16 protein-coding genes and 1 pseudogene are annotated in these 14,826 nt (G+C 62.1%); 4 read left to right on the forward strand and 13 right to left on the reverse strand.

Features of this window, described 5'->3' with window-relative positions; genetic code table 11:
- Positions 1-187: hypothetical protein (locus tag WCG50_RS12570; RefSeq protein ID WP_336899950.1), on the forward strand; the 187-nt coding region annotated here is incomplete at its 5' end.
- A 72-nt stretch (positions 188-259) separates the two neighbouring features.
- Here the strand turns inward: WCG50_RS12570 and WCG50_RS12575 are convergent.
- The 12 genes from WCG50_RS12575 to gspG form a co-directional block, all read right to left on the reverse strand.
- On the reverse strand, positions 260-1,360 hold the full coding sequence (locus WCG50_RS12575; RefSeq protein ID WP_336899951.1) for a porin: 1,101 nt from the start codon (positions 1,358-1,360) through the stop codon (positions 260-262).
- Positions 1,361-1,677: 317 nt separating this feature from the next.
- Complete coding sequence (gene gspF, locus WCG50_RS12580) at positions 1,678-2,907, reverse strand: type II secretion system inner membrane protein GspF (RefSeq protein WP_336899952.1); 1,230 nt, start codon at positions 2,905-2,907, stop codon at positions 1,678-1,680.
- Between the two features lie 4 nt (positions 2,908-2,911).
- Positions 2,912-4,300, reverse strand: coding sequence for an ATPase, T2SS/T4P/T4SS family (locus WCG50_RS12585; protein WP_336899953.1), 1,389 nt, complete (start codon positions 4,298-4,300; stop codon positions 2,912-2,914).
- A 12-nt stretch (positions 4,301-4,312) separates the two neighbouring features.
- A complete protein-coding gene (gspD, locus tag WCG50_RS12590; protein WP_336899954.1) occupies positions 4,313-6,436 on the reverse strand; it encodes a type II secretion system secretin GspD in 2,124 nt (707 codons plus the stop codon).
- Between the two features lie 6 nt (positions 6,437-6,442).
- A complete protein-coding gene (gene gspN, locus WCG50_RS12595) occupies positions 6,443-7,222 on the reverse strand; it encodes a type II secretion system protein N (protein WP_336899955.1) in 780 nt (259 codons plus the stop codon).
- Positions 7,219-7,701 (reverse strand): type II secretion system protein GspM, encoded by a 483-nt coding sequence (gspM, locus tag WCG50_RS12600; protein WP_336899956.1) that lies wholly within the window; start codon positions 7,699-7,701, stop codon positions 7,219-7,221. The genes gspN and gspM overlap by 4 nt, the downstream gene beginning before the upstream one ends.
- A complete protein-coding gene (gene gspL, locus WCG50_RS12605) occupies positions 7,698-8,924 on the reverse strand; it encodes a type II secretion system protein GspL (protein WP_336899957.1) in 1,227 nt (408 codons plus the stop codon). The genes gspM and gspL overlap by 4 nt, the downstream gene beginning before the upstream one ends.
- A 22-nt stretch (positions 8,925-8,946) precedes the next feature.
- Positions 8,947-9,903: a type II secretion system minor pseudopilin GspK gene (gene gspK, locus WCG50_RS12610; protein ID WP_336899958.1), complete on the reverse strand. Its 957-nt coding sequence runs from the start codon at positions 9,901-9,903 to the stop codon at positions 8,947-8,949.
- Positions 9,900-10,604, reverse strand: a complete 705-nt coding sequence (locus WCG50_RS12615) for a prepilin-type N-terminal cleavage/methylation domain-containing protein (RefSeq protein ID WP_336899959.1) — start codon at positions 10,602-10,604, stop codon at positions 9,900-9,902. The genes gspK and WCG50_RS12615 overlap by 4 nt, the downstream gene beginning before the upstream one ends.
- A complete protein-coding gene (gene gspI / locus WCG50_RS12620; RefSeq protein WP_336899960.1) occupies positions 10,604-10,972 on the reverse strand; it encodes a type II secretion system minor pseudopilin GspI in 369 nt (122 codons plus the stop codon). Before gspI ends, WCG50_RS12615 begins: the two co-directional genes overlap by 1 nt.
- A complete protein-coding gene (locus WCG50_RS12625) occupies positions 10,969-11,448 on the reverse strand; it encodes a prepilin-type N-terminal cleavage/methylation domain-containing protein (protein ID WP_336899961.1) in 480 nt (159 codons plus the stop codon). The genes gspI and WCG50_RS12625 overlap by 4 nt, the downstream gene beginning before the upstream one ends.
- Positions 11,420-11,863, reverse strand: a complete 444-nt coding sequence (gspG, locus tag WCG50_RS12630; protein WP_336899962.1) for a type II secretion system major pseudopilin GspG — start codon at positions 11,861-11,863, stop codon at positions 11,420-11,422. The genes WCG50_RS12625 and gspG overlap by 29 nt, the downstream gene beginning before the upstream one ends.
- A 177-nt stretch (positions 11,864-12,040) precedes the next feature.
- Between gspG and WCG50_RS12635 the strand changes: the two genes are divergently transcribed.
- Complete coding sequence (locus WCG50_RS12635) at positions 12,041-12,487, forward strand: type II secretion system protein N (protein WP_336899963.1); 447 nt, start codon at positions 12,041-12,043, stop codon at positions 12,485-12,487.
- 32 nt (positions 12,488-12,519) lie between these two features.
- Here WCG50_RS12635 and rpe read toward each other — a convergent pair whose 3' ends face one another.
- Positions 12,520-13,203: a ribulose-phosphate 3-epimerase gene (gene rpe, locus WCG50_RS12640; RefSeq protein ID WP_336899965.1), complete on the reverse strand. Its 684-nt coding sequence runs from the start codon at positions 13,201-13,203 to the stop codon at positions 12,520-12,522.
- Positions 13,204-13,272: 69 nt separating this feature from the next.
- Here rpe and apaG point away from each other — a divergent pair, with 69 nt between their 5' ends.
- Together apaG and WCG50_RS12650 are read left to right on the forward strand one after the other, a co-directional pair.
- Positions 13,273-13,665 carry a Co2+/Mg2+ efflux protein ApaG gene (apaG, locus tag WCG50_RS12645; protein ID WP_336899964.1) on the forward strand — a complete coding sequence of 131 codons (393 nt, stop codon included), beginning with the start codon at positions 13,273-13,275 and terminating at the stop codon, positions 13,663-13,665.
- Between the two features lie 17 nt (positions 13,666-13,682).
- Positions 13,683-14,826 (forward strand): annotated as a pseudogene (locus WCG50_RS12650) (recombinase); the annotation flags it as partial.

Raw genomic sequence — 14,826 nt, forward strand, 5'->3', positions numbered from 1 at the left:
AGTCATCGAGGGTATCGACCATCGTGCCGTCCAGATCGACGATCACGGCGTCTATATTTTCGTAATTCAAATGAGTCGTTTCCTAAATAATCGACACCAAGCAGTGTCGGTAGGAAGTTTAAAACTGGATGACGGTCACCAGGAGTCAGTACGCGATATTTCCAGCAAAACAGGCTACTTGATATAAAAATGGACTAACCGGATCTTGTAGATCCCGCCAGTCCATTCATTTTTAAATCACGTTTACCCGTTGTGTTGATTAAAACGAGTGTTTGACACCGAAGTTAAACAAGCTGGCGTTGTTGTCTGACCCCGTACCACCGGCCACGACCGAGGTCAGCAGGTTGCTTGACCCGCCCTTTGCCATTTTGTCGGCACTCACGAATGCTGCGGTGGCGTACAGCGTGGTGCGCTTGGACAAAGCATATTCATCACTCAGGATGTACGACGTGGTTTTGTTGGTGTCGTCGTTCTTGTCCTTGCCAAAGTAAGCCGCGAGGATCACAGTGTTATTGGGTGCCAGTTTCCAATCGAGGCCCAGGCCCACGACTTCTACATTGCTGGTCTCAACTTGGCTTGAGTCCTTGTTGGTGCCGCGCAGGTAGTTGAGTTTGCCGGTGAAGGCGCCCATGGTGTAACCCGCGCCCACGGTGTACAAGGCACTTTGCTGGTCAGAGGTTTTAGGAAGATTAGTGGTCTGGTACGCGGCCGACAAGGACACTGGACCAGCGTAAGTAGCCCCCAGGGACACCACGGCACCTTTGTCTTCAGAAACACTGTAGGCCACACCCAGGCCGACCGGACCCAGCGTGTTGTTGTAGGAAATAGCGTTTTGCAGGAACACGCCTACATCGTTATTGCCGTTATTGGTGCCGGGAGCGGGGAGGGATGGAATGAGCGCGCCAGAGTTGTAGGCCCACGAATACAAACCCGAGAAGTTCTCGCGCAGACCGCGGGGGTCGGTGGCGGCAAAGGCCAAAACAGCTGGGCCGTACTGATTGCCCAGTGTCAAGGTGCCCATGCTGGCAGATGAAAATCCGACATTGGATTGACGGCGAAAGAACGTAGTCGTGCCTGCGCCGGTGTCTGCAGAAAAGTGTGACTCAAGATTGAAGTTGGCCTTCAGGCCGCCACCCAAGTCTTCCGAGCCACGAAAACCCCAGATGCTGGGTGAAATTCCGCCGTTGTAAAGCTGAGGCGAAGATACGGCGGGGCCAGTATTGTTCTGGACCAGCAAGCCGAGATCAATGGCGCCGTAGATCGTCACGTTACTTTGTGCCAGGGCGGCACCGGACACCAGCGCCAGTGCGGCCAGCGCCACGATTTTTTTCTGCAGGGAATGCTTCACGATCTTGCTCATTAAGAGTCTCCTCATTAGTTGTTTGATAAATGTCACTTGTTCAAGAATGACCATGCGTTAATGCAAATTGCATGCCCAATGCTTTTTGAGGAAATTTAATGCCATCCCAGCAACGTGATTTGCATCAAGTTAGCTCTGAGTGAAGTCAAAAAGCCAAGGGCGTTGTGCGCCACTCATGCGTGAAAGTGAAAGGGGAAATTGATCCATCGAGGCTGCTCCAAATTGGATCAACTCGCTTTTTTCGCCGAAAAACGCGTCAATAACAACGCATTGAGGTCGGGTTTACCTTAACTTGCTACGCTAAGAAAAGCAGTTGCCTACTTGACCAACTGGTTAAGTTGAATGATCGGCATCAGCACCGCCAGCACGATCAGCATCACCACCACGCCCATCGCCACAATCAGCAGCGGCTCCAGCAGGGTGGCCAGCGCCATGGCGCGCCGGGCGACCTCGGTGCTAAGTTGCTTGGCGGCGCGTTGCAGCATCAGCGGCAACTGGCCGGTTTGCTCACCCAGGCGGGCAAACATGGCGAGCAATCCAGGGAAGCGTTTCTTCTGGGCCAGGGCGGACGCCAGCGGCGCGCCTTCGCGCACCAGCACCAAGGCATCGAGCGCATCGGCGCGCATGGCCTGGTTAGACAAGGTTTCGGCGGCGGCCTGCAAGGCTTTCAGGATCGGCACCCCGGCGGCGGCCAGCATCGCCAGCGTGTTGGCAAAGCGCGCGGTGTTGTAACTGCGCGAGAGTTTTCCCAGAATCGGCAGGTTCAGCCAGGCAGCGTCAAACTTTTCACGAATTAGTGGTCTAGCCAAGGCCAGACGTGCGCCAACAGCTATTAATAAAATAGCAATCAACATCAGCCAACCGTAGCTGCGCACAAAGCTGCTCATGCCGATCATCAGCACCGTGAGCAGCGGCAAGGCGCGCTTGCTGCCGGCAAACACATGCGCCACCTGCGGCACCACATAGGTGACCAAAAACAGCACGATGACCACCGCCACCAAACTCACGATGGCCGGGTAAAGCGCCGCGCCGATGAGCTTGGACTTGAGCGCCTGCTGCTCTTCCAGGTCGTCGGCCAAGCGCTCCAGCACCAAGCCCAAATTGCCGCTTTGTTCGCCCGCGCCAATCACCGCTTGGTAAATCGGACTGAACTCGCGCGGATGCTGCGCCAGCGCCCGCGCAAACGTCGAGCCGCCGTTGACCTCGGAGCGCAAGGAGGCCACCAGATTGCGCTCGGGCTCGCCTTCGGCCTCCTCCGACAGCGAGGCCAGCGCCCGCTCCAGCGGCAGACCGGAAGACACCAGCCCGGCCAACTGTCGCGTCCACACGCCCAGACCGGTGGCGTTGAACACGCGCCGCTTCATGCGACTACCCTGCCCCGTCGCACCTACGCCGGATGCTGCGTCGGCGCTGACCGATTCGACGCTCAAAGGCACCATCGACTGCAACCGCAACAAGCTGCGGGCAGCCTTGGCCGAGTCGGCCTCGATCACGCCTTTGCGGGTTTGCCCCTCGGCGGTGAGGGCTTCAAAAGAATAGGCGGGCATGGGGCTAATCCCGCGTGACGCGGACCAGTTCTTCGCGCGAGGTCACGCCCAGTTTCACCAAGCGCTCGCCATCGTCGCGCATCAGCGTCATGCCCCCGGCCAGCGCGGCGCTGCGAATGTCGGCTTCTGACGCGCGACTGTGAATTTGGGCGCGAATGGCGTCATCGGTCACCAGCAGTTCAAAAACGCCCGAGCGCCCGGCATAGCCGGTTTGACCGCAGGCCGGGCAACCGTCCCCATGGCAACTCCGGCACAGCTTGCGCACCAGTCGCTGCGCCAGCACACCGAGCAGCGAAGAGCTCAGCAAAAACGGTTCCACGCCCATGTCGGTCAGGCGCGTCACGGCGCTGGTGGCGTCGTTGGTGTGCAGCGTGGCCAGCACCAAATGGCCGGTGAGCGAGGCTTGAATGGCGATCTGCGCGGTTTCGAAATCGCGGATTTCGCCGATCATGATGACGTCCGGGTCTTGCCGCAGGATGGCGCGCAAGGCCTTGGCAAAAGTCAAATCAATCTTGGCGTTGACCTGCGTTTGCCCAACGCCCGACAGCTCGTACTCAATCGGGTCTTCCACCGTCATGATGTTGCTACGGCTCGCGTCCAGCCGGTTCAGCGCCGCGTAGAGCGTGGTGGTTTTGCCCGAACCCGTGGGGCCGGTCACCAGAATAATGCCGTGCGGTTGCTCAATCAGCTTTTGGAAACGGGCCAGGATGTCGCCTTGCATGCCGAGGCCTTCAAGGCTCAGCTTGCCTTCGGATTTATCCAGCAGCCGCAACACCGCCCGCTCACCATGCGCGCTGGGCAAGGTGCTGACGCGCACATCCACCGCCCGGGTGCCAATGCGCAGCGAGATGCGGCCGTCTTGCGGCAAACGGCGCTCGGCAATGTCGAGGTCGGCCATAATTTTGAGGCGCGAAATCAGCGCGGCGTGCAGGGCGCGGTTCGGCTGCACCACCTCTCGCAGCGTGCCGTCGACGCGAAAGCGCACGCTGGAGTGGCGCTCGTAGGGCTCGATGTGAATGTCGCTGGCGCCATCGCGCGCGGCCTGCGTCAGCAGCGCATTGAGCATGCGGATGATGGGCGCGTCGTCGGAGGTTTCCAGCAAGTCTTCGATCGCGGGCAGGTCTTGCATCATGCGCGACAAGTCGGCATCGCTCTCGACCTCGCTCACCACCATCGCCGCGCTCGACTCGCCCTGCGCGTAGGCGGCGCTGATGCGCTGGATCAGCGCCTGCGCGGGCAGCGCTTCAAGCTGGCACTGCGGGTATTTGCGCAGCACTTCACCGGCGGCACTCGGTGCCGTGTCCGGGTGCAGCCAGAGGGTGAAAACGCCTGCATTTTCTTCCAGCAACAACTGGTGGGTGCGGGCAAAAGCGTAGGGCAGCGGGTAGCGCATGGCGGGTCGTGATCAGGGTTGCTTGGGCTCGGCGGCAGGAATCACGGGCTGGGGCAGCGGACTCACTGGAATCGATGCAGCGTCACCCTGCGTTGACTTGGCAGGCGGCAAAGCGGGCAGCGTGGCGGCTTCGTTGATTGGCACCACCGTGCTCGGCACCGGCTGCGCGTCCTTCAGACCGGCACGCATCATCTCGTAGCGGCCCACCGACAAACGGTCGGTGGCGGCGGCATCACGCACCACCACCGGTCGCAGGAACACCATCAGGTTGGTCTTCTTGCGCGACCGTGCTTCGCTTTTAAACAGATTGCCAAAGAAAGGTACATCGCCCAGTCCGGGCACTTTGTCCTGGTTGCCGGAATACTCGTCTTGCAGCAAACCGCCCAGCACCACGATGCTGCCATCTTCAACCAACACGGTGGACTCGATCGTGCGTTTGTTGGTGGTCGGGCCGTTGATGGCGTTCACAGTCGAGGCTTGCACACTGGAAACCTCCTGGTAAATCACCAGCTTGACGGTGCCGTTTTCGCTGATTTGCGGCTTGACCTTGAGCGTCAGGCCGACGTCCTTGCGCTCAATGGTCTGAAACGGATTAACTGAACTGCCGCTGCTGCTACTGCCGGTATTGGTGAACTGCCCGGTGACGAAAGGCACGTTTTGACCGATGACGATCTTGGCCTCTTCGTTGTCAAGCGTCAGCAGGTTAGGCGTCGACAACACATTGCCGCTGCCAGACTCTTCGAGAAACCGCGCCAAAAAGCCCAGCACAGGCAGGCCATTGGACTGTTTGACGACACCCAAATTAATCCCCGTTGAGGGGGGCGTCAATTTGCCGTCACTATTAACCATACCAAATATGTTTTTGCCGCCAATGCTGAAATTAGTGCCGAGCAAGCCAAGAATGTTGTCACCCGTCTGGCCGGCACCGGCCTGCCACTGGATACCAAATTCAGCCGCCTTGTCAGCACTCACCTCTGCAATCAGGCTCTCCACAAACACCTGCGCCCGCCGCGCATCAAGCCGGTCGATGACCGCCCGCAACTGCCGGTACTGTGGCTCGGGCGCGGTGATGATGAGCGAGTTGGTGGACGCATCAGCCTGCACTTGTCCGCCGGTGGTAGTGGCAGGCCCGGCGGCAGCGCCTCCGGCGGTCGGCGTGGCGGGAGTGGCGCGAACTTCCCCCGACATCGCGGCGCGCAGGGTCACAGCCAGTTTGGTGGCGTCGGCGTTCTTCAGGTAGACCACATAAATATTGCCCGCTGCGCCATTGGCGCCATTGCCAGCGGGTTGGTCCAGTTTCTCGACCAAAGACTTGACCAGCGCGGCACGGGCCGGGTTGGCGGCCCGCAAAATCAGCGTGTTGGAGCGCGACTCGGCGATCAGCGTGGTCTTGAACGAGGTGTCGGCCTGCCCGGCCGGGGCGCCGCTGCCGGAGGACTCCACCAAGCGCAGCACCAGTGGCGCGAGGTCGACCGCGATGGCGTGCTTGAGCGACAAAATTTCGACATCGGTGGCGTTGGCGACGTCCATCGTCGCGATGATGAGCGCCATGCGGCGCAGGTTGTCGGCGTAGTCGGTGATGATGAGCGAGTTGTTGCCGGGGTTGGCGTTGATGGTGTTGTTGGGGCTGATCAGCGGGCGCAGCACCGGCACCAGGTTATTGGCCGACTCGAAGTTGAGTTTAAAAATCTGCGTCGTGATCTGGTTGCCAATGGCCGCGCCGGTGGCCTTGTCGTCTACCGTGACGGCGCTGCTTTGCAGCTTGGCATCGGCCTCGGGCACCACCTTGTAGAGCCCGGCCGACTCGACCATGGTGAAGCCCTGCAAGCGCAATGCGGACTGAAACTGGTTCATGGCCGCGGTGCGGCTCACCGGCTTTTCAGTCACCAGCGTGAGCGTGCCCTTGACGCGCGGGTCGACCACCACATTGGCACCCGTGATGTTGGCCATGGTGCGCGCCACAGCTTCGATGTCGGCGTTGTTGAAGTTCAGCGTGACCGGCTCGCCCACCTTCAGGGCGGGCGCCGTCTGCGCTTGCACATTTATGGCAAACAGGCCTGCAGCCCCCGTGATTAAAGCGTAAACAGCTATATAACTTATAGCGTTTTTTGATTTTTTGAAGTCACAAAATTTCATACAGATTCAACCCACTTTGATGATGGCGCGAGCGCCGTCGCGGCGCCCGATGATATTCAGAAGATTGGACAAGGCTTCCTGCCGCTCTGGGGCGGCACTGGCCTCGCCGTCAAACCGGAGTTTGGCGCCGACCCACTGGCCGCTTCCCGACAACTGCAAGCTGCCCTCCAGCGTTTCCAGTTGCAACGTGGTTGCCGCGCCGCCCACCACGGTAACGCGGTAGCTGCCCATCGGTTTGAGCGTTGACAAGCGCGATGAGATTTGATTGGCGTCCAGTTGGGCGCGCCCGGCCACAGCTAAGCGCCCGGCCGCCCACTCCAGCGTCAGCCCCTGGGTTGACAAAGCCAGACTGCCTTCGGGCTGCACCGTGTTCCAGGGCGTGCCCAAACCGGCCAGCGCCTGGGCGGGCCACTGCGACTGGCTGTCTGCCAACATCAGTTGGGTACCGCCCCAGCGCGGCATCAGGCTCAGGCGCCAAGGCTGCTGCAAGCAGCAATCGGCCAGCACATCGGCATTCAGCCCCGCGCCGGTGAGCGACATCTTCCAGGCCAGGCGGCCCGGCAAAGTAGCGGCGTCAGCACTGCCGGCACCGCCGGCCAAGGTCAATTGCGCCGACCCATTCCAGAGCGTGCCGCGGGCATCCTGCAGCAGAAAGCGGCCCTGACTGACGGTTTGCACAGAGGGGGTGAACCAACTGGCGGGCAACTGCCACAAGGTGGTGAGCAGCAAGCCCAGCAACGCGCCAGCCAGCGCCCAAGTCCACGGGGTGCTCGAAGGTCGCGTCACTGCAGGCTCAGCACCAGCGTGCCGTCCCAGGTTCCGGTGGCGCTGCGCTGCAGGCGCGCCTCGCTCGGCATGGCGTGGGCATTCAGGCGGGCTTGCGCCAGCCATTGCGCCAGGACATCGGCCGACACCCCCTTGAAGGTGACGCTGACGCGTTCGCCCACCACCGTCATTTGGGCCGTGGAAGCCAGCGGCTTGACCGAGGCTTCAAGTAGGCGGCGGGCCTCTTCCGCCGACGGCCGGGGTTGGGCCTGCAACGATTTAGCCTGCGCTTGCAGGCGCTGCATCTGCTGCAACTGGGCCTCCAGTACCGGGCGCTGTTTCTCAACGGTCCGCAAAGTGGCTAGCGCCGGGGCCAGCCCGACCCACCAGACCAGCGCACTGACGACCAGCGCCAGCGCCGCCAGCACCATGCGCTGCTCACGGGGCGAGACACCGGCCCAACGGGCTTGAAGTGTTTGAAGAATTTGCAGCAGGTTCATAAGCCCGCCACCGGTTTGATCAGCAGGCTGTCGCCCTCGACCGTGGCGCCATAGCCGAGCGGCTTGAGTTTGAAAGCCAGCGGGCTGGCGTCTTCGGGCTTGAGTTTGAGGCCCTTCAGGCGCAACTCACCCGCTACATATTCAATAGCGGATGGCACAGACGCGACGGGGGCTACAGCCCCAAAAGCCCCTAACATCGCTTCCAGATCGCGGTTTGACGCCACGCCGCTGGCTTGCTGCAGGGTCGCCACTTCGCGGGCCATCTGGACCGGTGCGTCCACCACCACCTGAACTTTGGGGAAGGTGCTGTTCAACACTGTGTTGATCGCAACCCGCTGCGCCTTGAGGCTGGCCTGCTCGCGCCAGGCCCAGGCATTCAGGCCGACCAGATTAACGGCCAGCAAAGCCACCACGGCGACCCGTGCCGCACGCCAACGCGGCGCCCGCAGCAGGTTGTTGCCCACGGCCAACCAGCGTTTTTTGGTGCGGGCGCTGCTGGAATTGATCAGGTCAAACTGCGCCAAGTCCCACGGCGAGGCCGCTGCCTGAACGCTGTGCTGGGCGCTGGGTTGCAGGGTCACGGTCCGCCCCAATAATTGCTCCGCCAGCGCCACCACGGCGGGCTCGGCCACCACGGCTGCGGTTTCAGGCCAGCCCAACAAGGCCACCGACGCTTTGGACAGCGGCCACACCGAGACGCCGCCGCGTTGGGTGAACACCATCTGGGCCGCATCAGCGTCGCCCATCACATACAGCGTGTCGCCCAAAGACTCGGGCGCAAAAGCCGGCACGATGCGGCTCGGGCGATGCCCGGCTTGCTCCAGCGCCTGCACCGCCGTCTGCAGCCAGGTCCGGTCGCACACCGCCACCCACACCGGGGCGTCTGTTTGCGCCTCGGGCGCCAGAGCAAAGTGCAGCTGCTGCGTGTCATCGAGCAAGCGGTCTTCCAGCAGGCCGTCCAAAATGGCGCGCACCCGCAGGGGGCTGCTTTCCTGAAAAAACTTTCGCCCCAACGTGCCCTTGGGCAACTGCACCTGATGCCACGACAAGTACCGGGCAGGCACCACGGCCACCACCTCGTCGGCGTTGCCGAGGGCGGGCAACAGCGCCAGCGGCACACTCGATTGCCCGGCCACCGCACTGCCGTCAGGGCTGAGCACGTAGTCGTACAAAGCCGCGGCGTCAGACGGGGCTGGGGGAAGGGTAATGATCAGGGTGGTCATGCGCAAGGTGGAGGCTGAAAGATCATTGTAGGGGGGCGATTGCCGGGGCCACGCCACGATTTCGGGTCAGGGTTTTGACCTCCATGCCGTCGCGCTGCACCACGGATTGCTCTTGCACGGTGGTCTGGTTCACGGTCAGGTTGCCGCGCACTTCGAAGTAACGTGTCGTCACGTTATATAGCTGTTCGTTGAAAAAAGCATCTGCTTTACCGGCGGCTTTGCCAGCCTCCGCCAACGTTGTCAGCGGCGAGGCGCTGCGCGCGTCTACCAAGTGATGGGCGTCGGCCAGCGCCAGCGACTCCACGCAGGCGTAAACCACCTCGGCCGGGGCGGTGTTGAGGTTCACCGGCGTGCGCACCGGCAGCAGCGTAACAAAGGGGCGCAACACGGCCAGACTGCGCGGTGACAAACCCAGCCAAACCAATTGGTCCACCGTTTGCGGTTGCAGAGGGGCTTCGGCCGTGGCTTTGGCATCCAGGTGGGGGTCTTGCGCCAGGCGCAGCTTATCGGCCAGGGCCGTCAACTCGCTTTCGGGCAGGTTCAGCTGTTTGAACAGCCGTTTAAAGGCTTTCAGACTGGTCTCGTCAATTTTCGAATCCAGCACCAAGTTGGCGACGTTCAGCCGTGATTGCAAATCGACCATCTGCCCGGATAAAAAGGCCTCCTGGGTGTCGTCTTCGGCGGCCTGCGCATTGCTGCGGTCGGCCGCCAGAAAGGTGGACAAGCGGGCTTGTGCCAACGGCACCGCCCACGGCTCACCGAGGTGGTCGGCACCGCCTTTGCGGCCGTCTTCGCGCAGGATCAGCCGGGCCCAATCCAGCGCGCCGATCAGCACCCAGGCTGACTGCGTGCGGCTGCGCTCGGCGGCCTCAATCTCGACCCCGCGCCACTGCTGCCAGAGCGAACTGGCGGCCAGCGTGGCCACCAGCACCACCGTGAGCATGGCGGTCAGGATGGCGGCGCCGCGTTGCGCCTTCATTTATTGCCCCCCACGGTGGGGCGCAGCCAATCGCGCGTGACCACGCCACTGATGGCTTGGCCGGGCGCCAGCGTCAACACCAGGCGAACACCGTCTGGCGTGACATCTTGTGCCGCCACCGGGGTGACCGCCACCGGCGCGACCGGCGTCGGTCCATCGGTCGCCGCCCCGGCGCTCGACAGCGGGTTGCTCCAGGCATCGCTGCGGTAATAAAAAATCTGCCACTGGTCAAGCACGGCAATCCGCACTTCAAGCTTGCGATCCTCGTCGCTGGGGTTCTGGCCCCACAAGGCAGCTTTTTGCCAGGCCAACTGCAACTCGCCACGCGTGGTCAGGGGCGGCGATTGCCAGCGCAGCCATTGGCCGGTGCCCTCGATCGCGCGGCGCGACCAGGCCACCACATGCAGGCCCTCGCCCGCGCTGGCGCTGCCCCGGCGCAGGATGCGCAGCGCCCGACCGTCCCAGTCCAGGCTCGGGGTGTTGGGCTGGGTCGCGAGCGCGTCCAGGTCGGCACCCCATTGCGCCAACCCGGCTTGCAGGGTCAGCACGTCGTCGGCGCGCTGGCGCATCTGGGCCTGCGCCCGGGTCATGCCGTCCAGGCCACGCCAACTCAAGGCCGCCATCAGCGCCATCAGGCTGATCGCTACTAGCAACTCGATCAGCGTGAAGCCGCTTGGCCGGCGTTTGTTAAGGGGCCGCATCAGTACTTCCCGACCACGGTGGAGAGGCGCAGCACCGACGTTTCGCCACTCAGCACCTGGGCATCGACGCGGCGAAAGTTGGGGTTGGGCGTGGGCCGCACTGCCAGCACCACGCTGAAGCTTTGTCCGGCTTGCTCGCAAGCCACCGTGCTGTCGCCCACGTCAGGCATTTGGCGTGACAAGCGGGTTTTGATGAGTTCGTTTTCGGCGCACATCTGGGCCAGCAACACATCAGACTGGCGCTGGGCGTTGCGCGTCAGTGCGGCGGTGGCTTGCAGCCCGGCGGTCAGTGCAATGGCCACGATGCCAAGCGCAACCAGCACCTCGACCAGCGTAAAACCACGCGTTTTAAAGCGCCGCAGGCTCATGGCAACTCGGCTTGCACGGCAAACGGGCGCACGCCATCGCTGGCGAGCCGCACGCTTTTACCGGGCTGGCTGCGGGAGACCAACACCAGATCTTGCGGACCAATGATGGGCTCGGGACCCAGCAACAAGGTGACGGCCGTCCGGGCACCGGGTTTCGGCACCACGGCCGTATCAGTATCCAGCCACGCCGAGGGCAAATCCGAGTTGGGCAGGCCATCAAACTGGAAACCGGCCTCGGTCGCGCGCCAATGCACCGGCACGCCCAAGACCCGGGACTGGGCCCGGGCCGACTCCAGCAGGGCGGTGAGCCGCTCGCCATCGCGCTCCAGCTGCACCTGCCCGGTGTCGCGCATCGCCAAACCGACACCGGCTGAGGCCATCGCCACGATGGCCATCACCACCAGCAACTCCAGCAGCGTGAAGCCGGCAGGTGCTGCGCGGCGCGGTTTACGGTTGCCAGCTTCCGATGTCTGCATTTTTGCCCTCGCCGCCGGCCTGGCCATCGGCACCATAAGACATCACATCCACCTCGCCTTTGATGCCGGGATTGAGGTACACATAAGGCTTGCCCCAGGGGTCATTGGGCAGCAAGTCCAGGTAGGTCTTCCAGTTCATGGGCACCGGGGCGGCGGTGGGCTTGATCAGCAAGGCTTGTAAACCCTGCTCGGCCGTGGGGTAACGCTGGTTGTCGAGCTTGTAGAGCTTGAGCGCCTGCATCAGGTTGTTGACATCGGTCTTGGCCGCCGTGACCCGGGCGTCGTCGGCCCGGTCGAGCACATTGGGCACGATCAGCGCGGCCAGCACGCCAATGATCAGGAGCACCACCATGAGTTCGATCAGGGTGAAGCCGCTTTGGACACGTCGAATAAAGAAGGTGGAGTTTTTTTTCATAGGTGCCGGGGTGAGGGTCGGTTTTAATTTTTAGTTTGATGATATCTGCAATGAACTGATGGCTTGAAGACCCGCGACCGGGTGTTTTTGAGAAACCGCAACAATCCGGGTAAATTGGCCCCATGATTCAGTCCCGACGCCGGCTTATGGCCGCGGGGCTTCATTGATAATCGGCCCATGCAAACGCAATCAACCAGTATTTGGGGACTTCGGGCGGTCACTTTTGTGCTCGCGGCTTTGGCGGCTGCCAGCGCCACCTTTTGGGGACTCAAATGGAACGCCACCGCACCGGCTCAACCGAGTGCGGCCCTGGCATTTGCTGAGGCACCCCAAGCCGATCCCCAAGTGGTTGCCCGCTTGCTGGGCGGCGGGCGAACTGCGGCAGCGCCGGTTGAGGCTGCCGCCAACCGGTTCAAACTCATCGGCGTGGTGGCCGACCTCGCCAAAGGTGGTTACGCTCTGATCGCCATCGATGGCAAACCGGCCAAGCCCTACCGGGTGGGCGCGCAACTTGATGACGCGTTGGTGTTGCAGTCGGTGTCAGCGCGCAGTGCCGCGCTGGCCACCAGTGTTGACGCGCCAGCGTCCGTCCTACTGGAACTGCCCAAGCTCAATCAGCCGTGATTTCAGCTTTGCTTTAACGGCTTATTCAGCCTTTAAGCGGCCAACGAAGCCCGCATCGCGTCCACCACCGCCTTGTAATCGGGCTTGCCAAAGATGGCGCTGCCGGCCACAAAGGTGTCGGCGCCGGCATCGGCAATTTGGCGAATGTTGTCAACCTTGACGCCGCCATCGACTTCCAGTCGAATATTTTTGCCACTGGCAGTGATGCGGCGGCGCACATCTTCAATTTTGCGCAGGGCCGAGTCAATGAAGCTCTGGCCGCCAAAACCGGGGTTAACGCTCATGATGACGATCAGGTCAATGTCTTCAATCACCCAGTCCAGCACATCCAGTGGCTGACCCGGGTTGAACGCCAACCCGGCCTTACAACCTTTACTTTTAATCACCTGAATGCTGCGGTGCACATGGCTGGTGGCGTCGGGGTGAAAGCTGATGAGGTCGGCACCGGCATCGGCAAAGGCGCTGGCCAGCGCATCGACCGGCTGCACCATCAGGTGCACGTCGATTGGCACGGCCACACCGGCGGCAGTTTTGGCATGGGGCTTGAGGGCGCTGCAAATCATCGGGCCGAAGGTCAGGTTGGGCACGTAGTGGTTGTCCATCACGTCAAAGTGAATCCAGTCGCTGCCGGCAGCAATCACGTTTTTGACCTCTTCGCCCAAACGGGCAAAGTCAGCAGAGAGAAGGGAAGGAGCGATGCAAAAGGTCATGGCAATGGGCTTAAAGAAGTTTGGGGTAAAAATCGGGGATTTTCCGTTGTTTATTTTCGCAGGTAGCATCGCTTTATGTCCAAGTACCAATTTCGTGTTGAAGTTTCGCCCCACTACCTGGCCGAGCAGTCGGCCCCGCAGCAGGGCCTGTATGTGTTTTCTTACACCATCACCATCACCAATACCGGCGAGGTTCCGGCCCAGTTGATCTCGCGCACCTGGAACGTGAACGATGCCAACGGGCACACCGAGCGAGTCAAGGGCCTGGGCGTGATTGGGCAGCAACCGCTGCTCAAACCGGGCCAGGTGTTTGAATACACCAGCGGCACCCGCCTGCGCACACCCACCGGCACCATGCACGGCAGCTTCTTCTGCGTCGCAGAAGACGGTGAAAAGTTTGACGTGGACGTGCCCATGTTTGTGCTCGATGCCTTGAGCGCCAGCGGCGGCACGCGCACCCTGCATTGACCAGACGCACGACGCCAATGCGAGAGCTGCCTGATTTACTGGCCGCGCTGGACCCGCAAGCCGAGTTGGTGCAACGCCACTTGTGGCTGATTGCGCTGTTTGAGTGGATTCGGGGCGATGCCCGCTCGGTGCCCGCCGCTCTGGGCCGGGTGCATTTGCTACTGGATGCCCTGCAGGTTCGACTGGAGACCCGGGCCCGCTTGCAGAACTGGTGGCAAACCCTGCTCGAAACCATCGACGGCACCACGCTGCTGGCCGACTACGGTTTTGCCTCGCGCAGTGCGTTTGTCAGCGAACTGGCCGAGCGCATCCGGCAAAAAATACTGCCCGGCACACCTGAAACTGCCGATGCCTCGGTGCTATTTTCCCTGGTGCTAAACCACCGCTTTGACGCCTTGTGGCTCGCAGCATTGGATGAAACAACGCTGGATCGGATCAGGGCCTTGCTGCAAGCACCGCCCGCAGCACTGACCCAAGAACCTGCGCCCCCGCTGTCCAAATGGCAGTCGACGGTGCTGGAAGCCCTCACCTTTTGCACCAGCCAGGTGCGCGCCACCGGTTTCTCGCCCGAGTTGCGCCTGCGCATGAGTGCCCCGGCGCGCGATGCCGGGCCGTTTCACACCTTAGCGAGAGACTTTGATGTGCTGCGCGATGCCTATCTGGCCTCGCCTGAGAACGACAACGCGGCGCGCCAGGACGCGCTGCTCCAATTTCGCGAACAGCTGGAAGCCTGCCGCCACGCCGCGGCCACGGTCTACACGCACCTGGACGCACATGGCATTTCAGTCAACCTGGTGTTTCAGTTGCGCCAACTGCGTGAGCGGGTGCTGCGCATTCGCGCCCTGCTGGATTGCCTGCTCTCAGCCAACCCGGCGGCCAGTACGGCCCGCCTGATGGCGCATCTGGTGACCGTGGGCCAAGAGCGGCGCAGCGTGCGGGCGCTGATTACCGCCAACACCTCGCTGCTGGCGGCCAAGGTGGCCGAGCGCAGCTCCGAGACCGGCGAGCACTACATCACCCGCACCGTGGCTGAGTACCGCGAGATGCTGCGCAACGCCGCTGGCGGTGGTGCGGTGATGTCGCTCACCACCATGATGAAATTCACCGTGCTCTCCCTGGGCCTGTCGGCCTTCTGGAGCGGCTTTTATGCGGGCATGAACT

This window comes from Rhodoferax sp., assembly GCF_037143375.1.
GTDB lineage: Bacteria > Pseudomonadota > Gammaproteobacteria > Burkholderiales > Burkholderiaceae_C > Rhodoferax.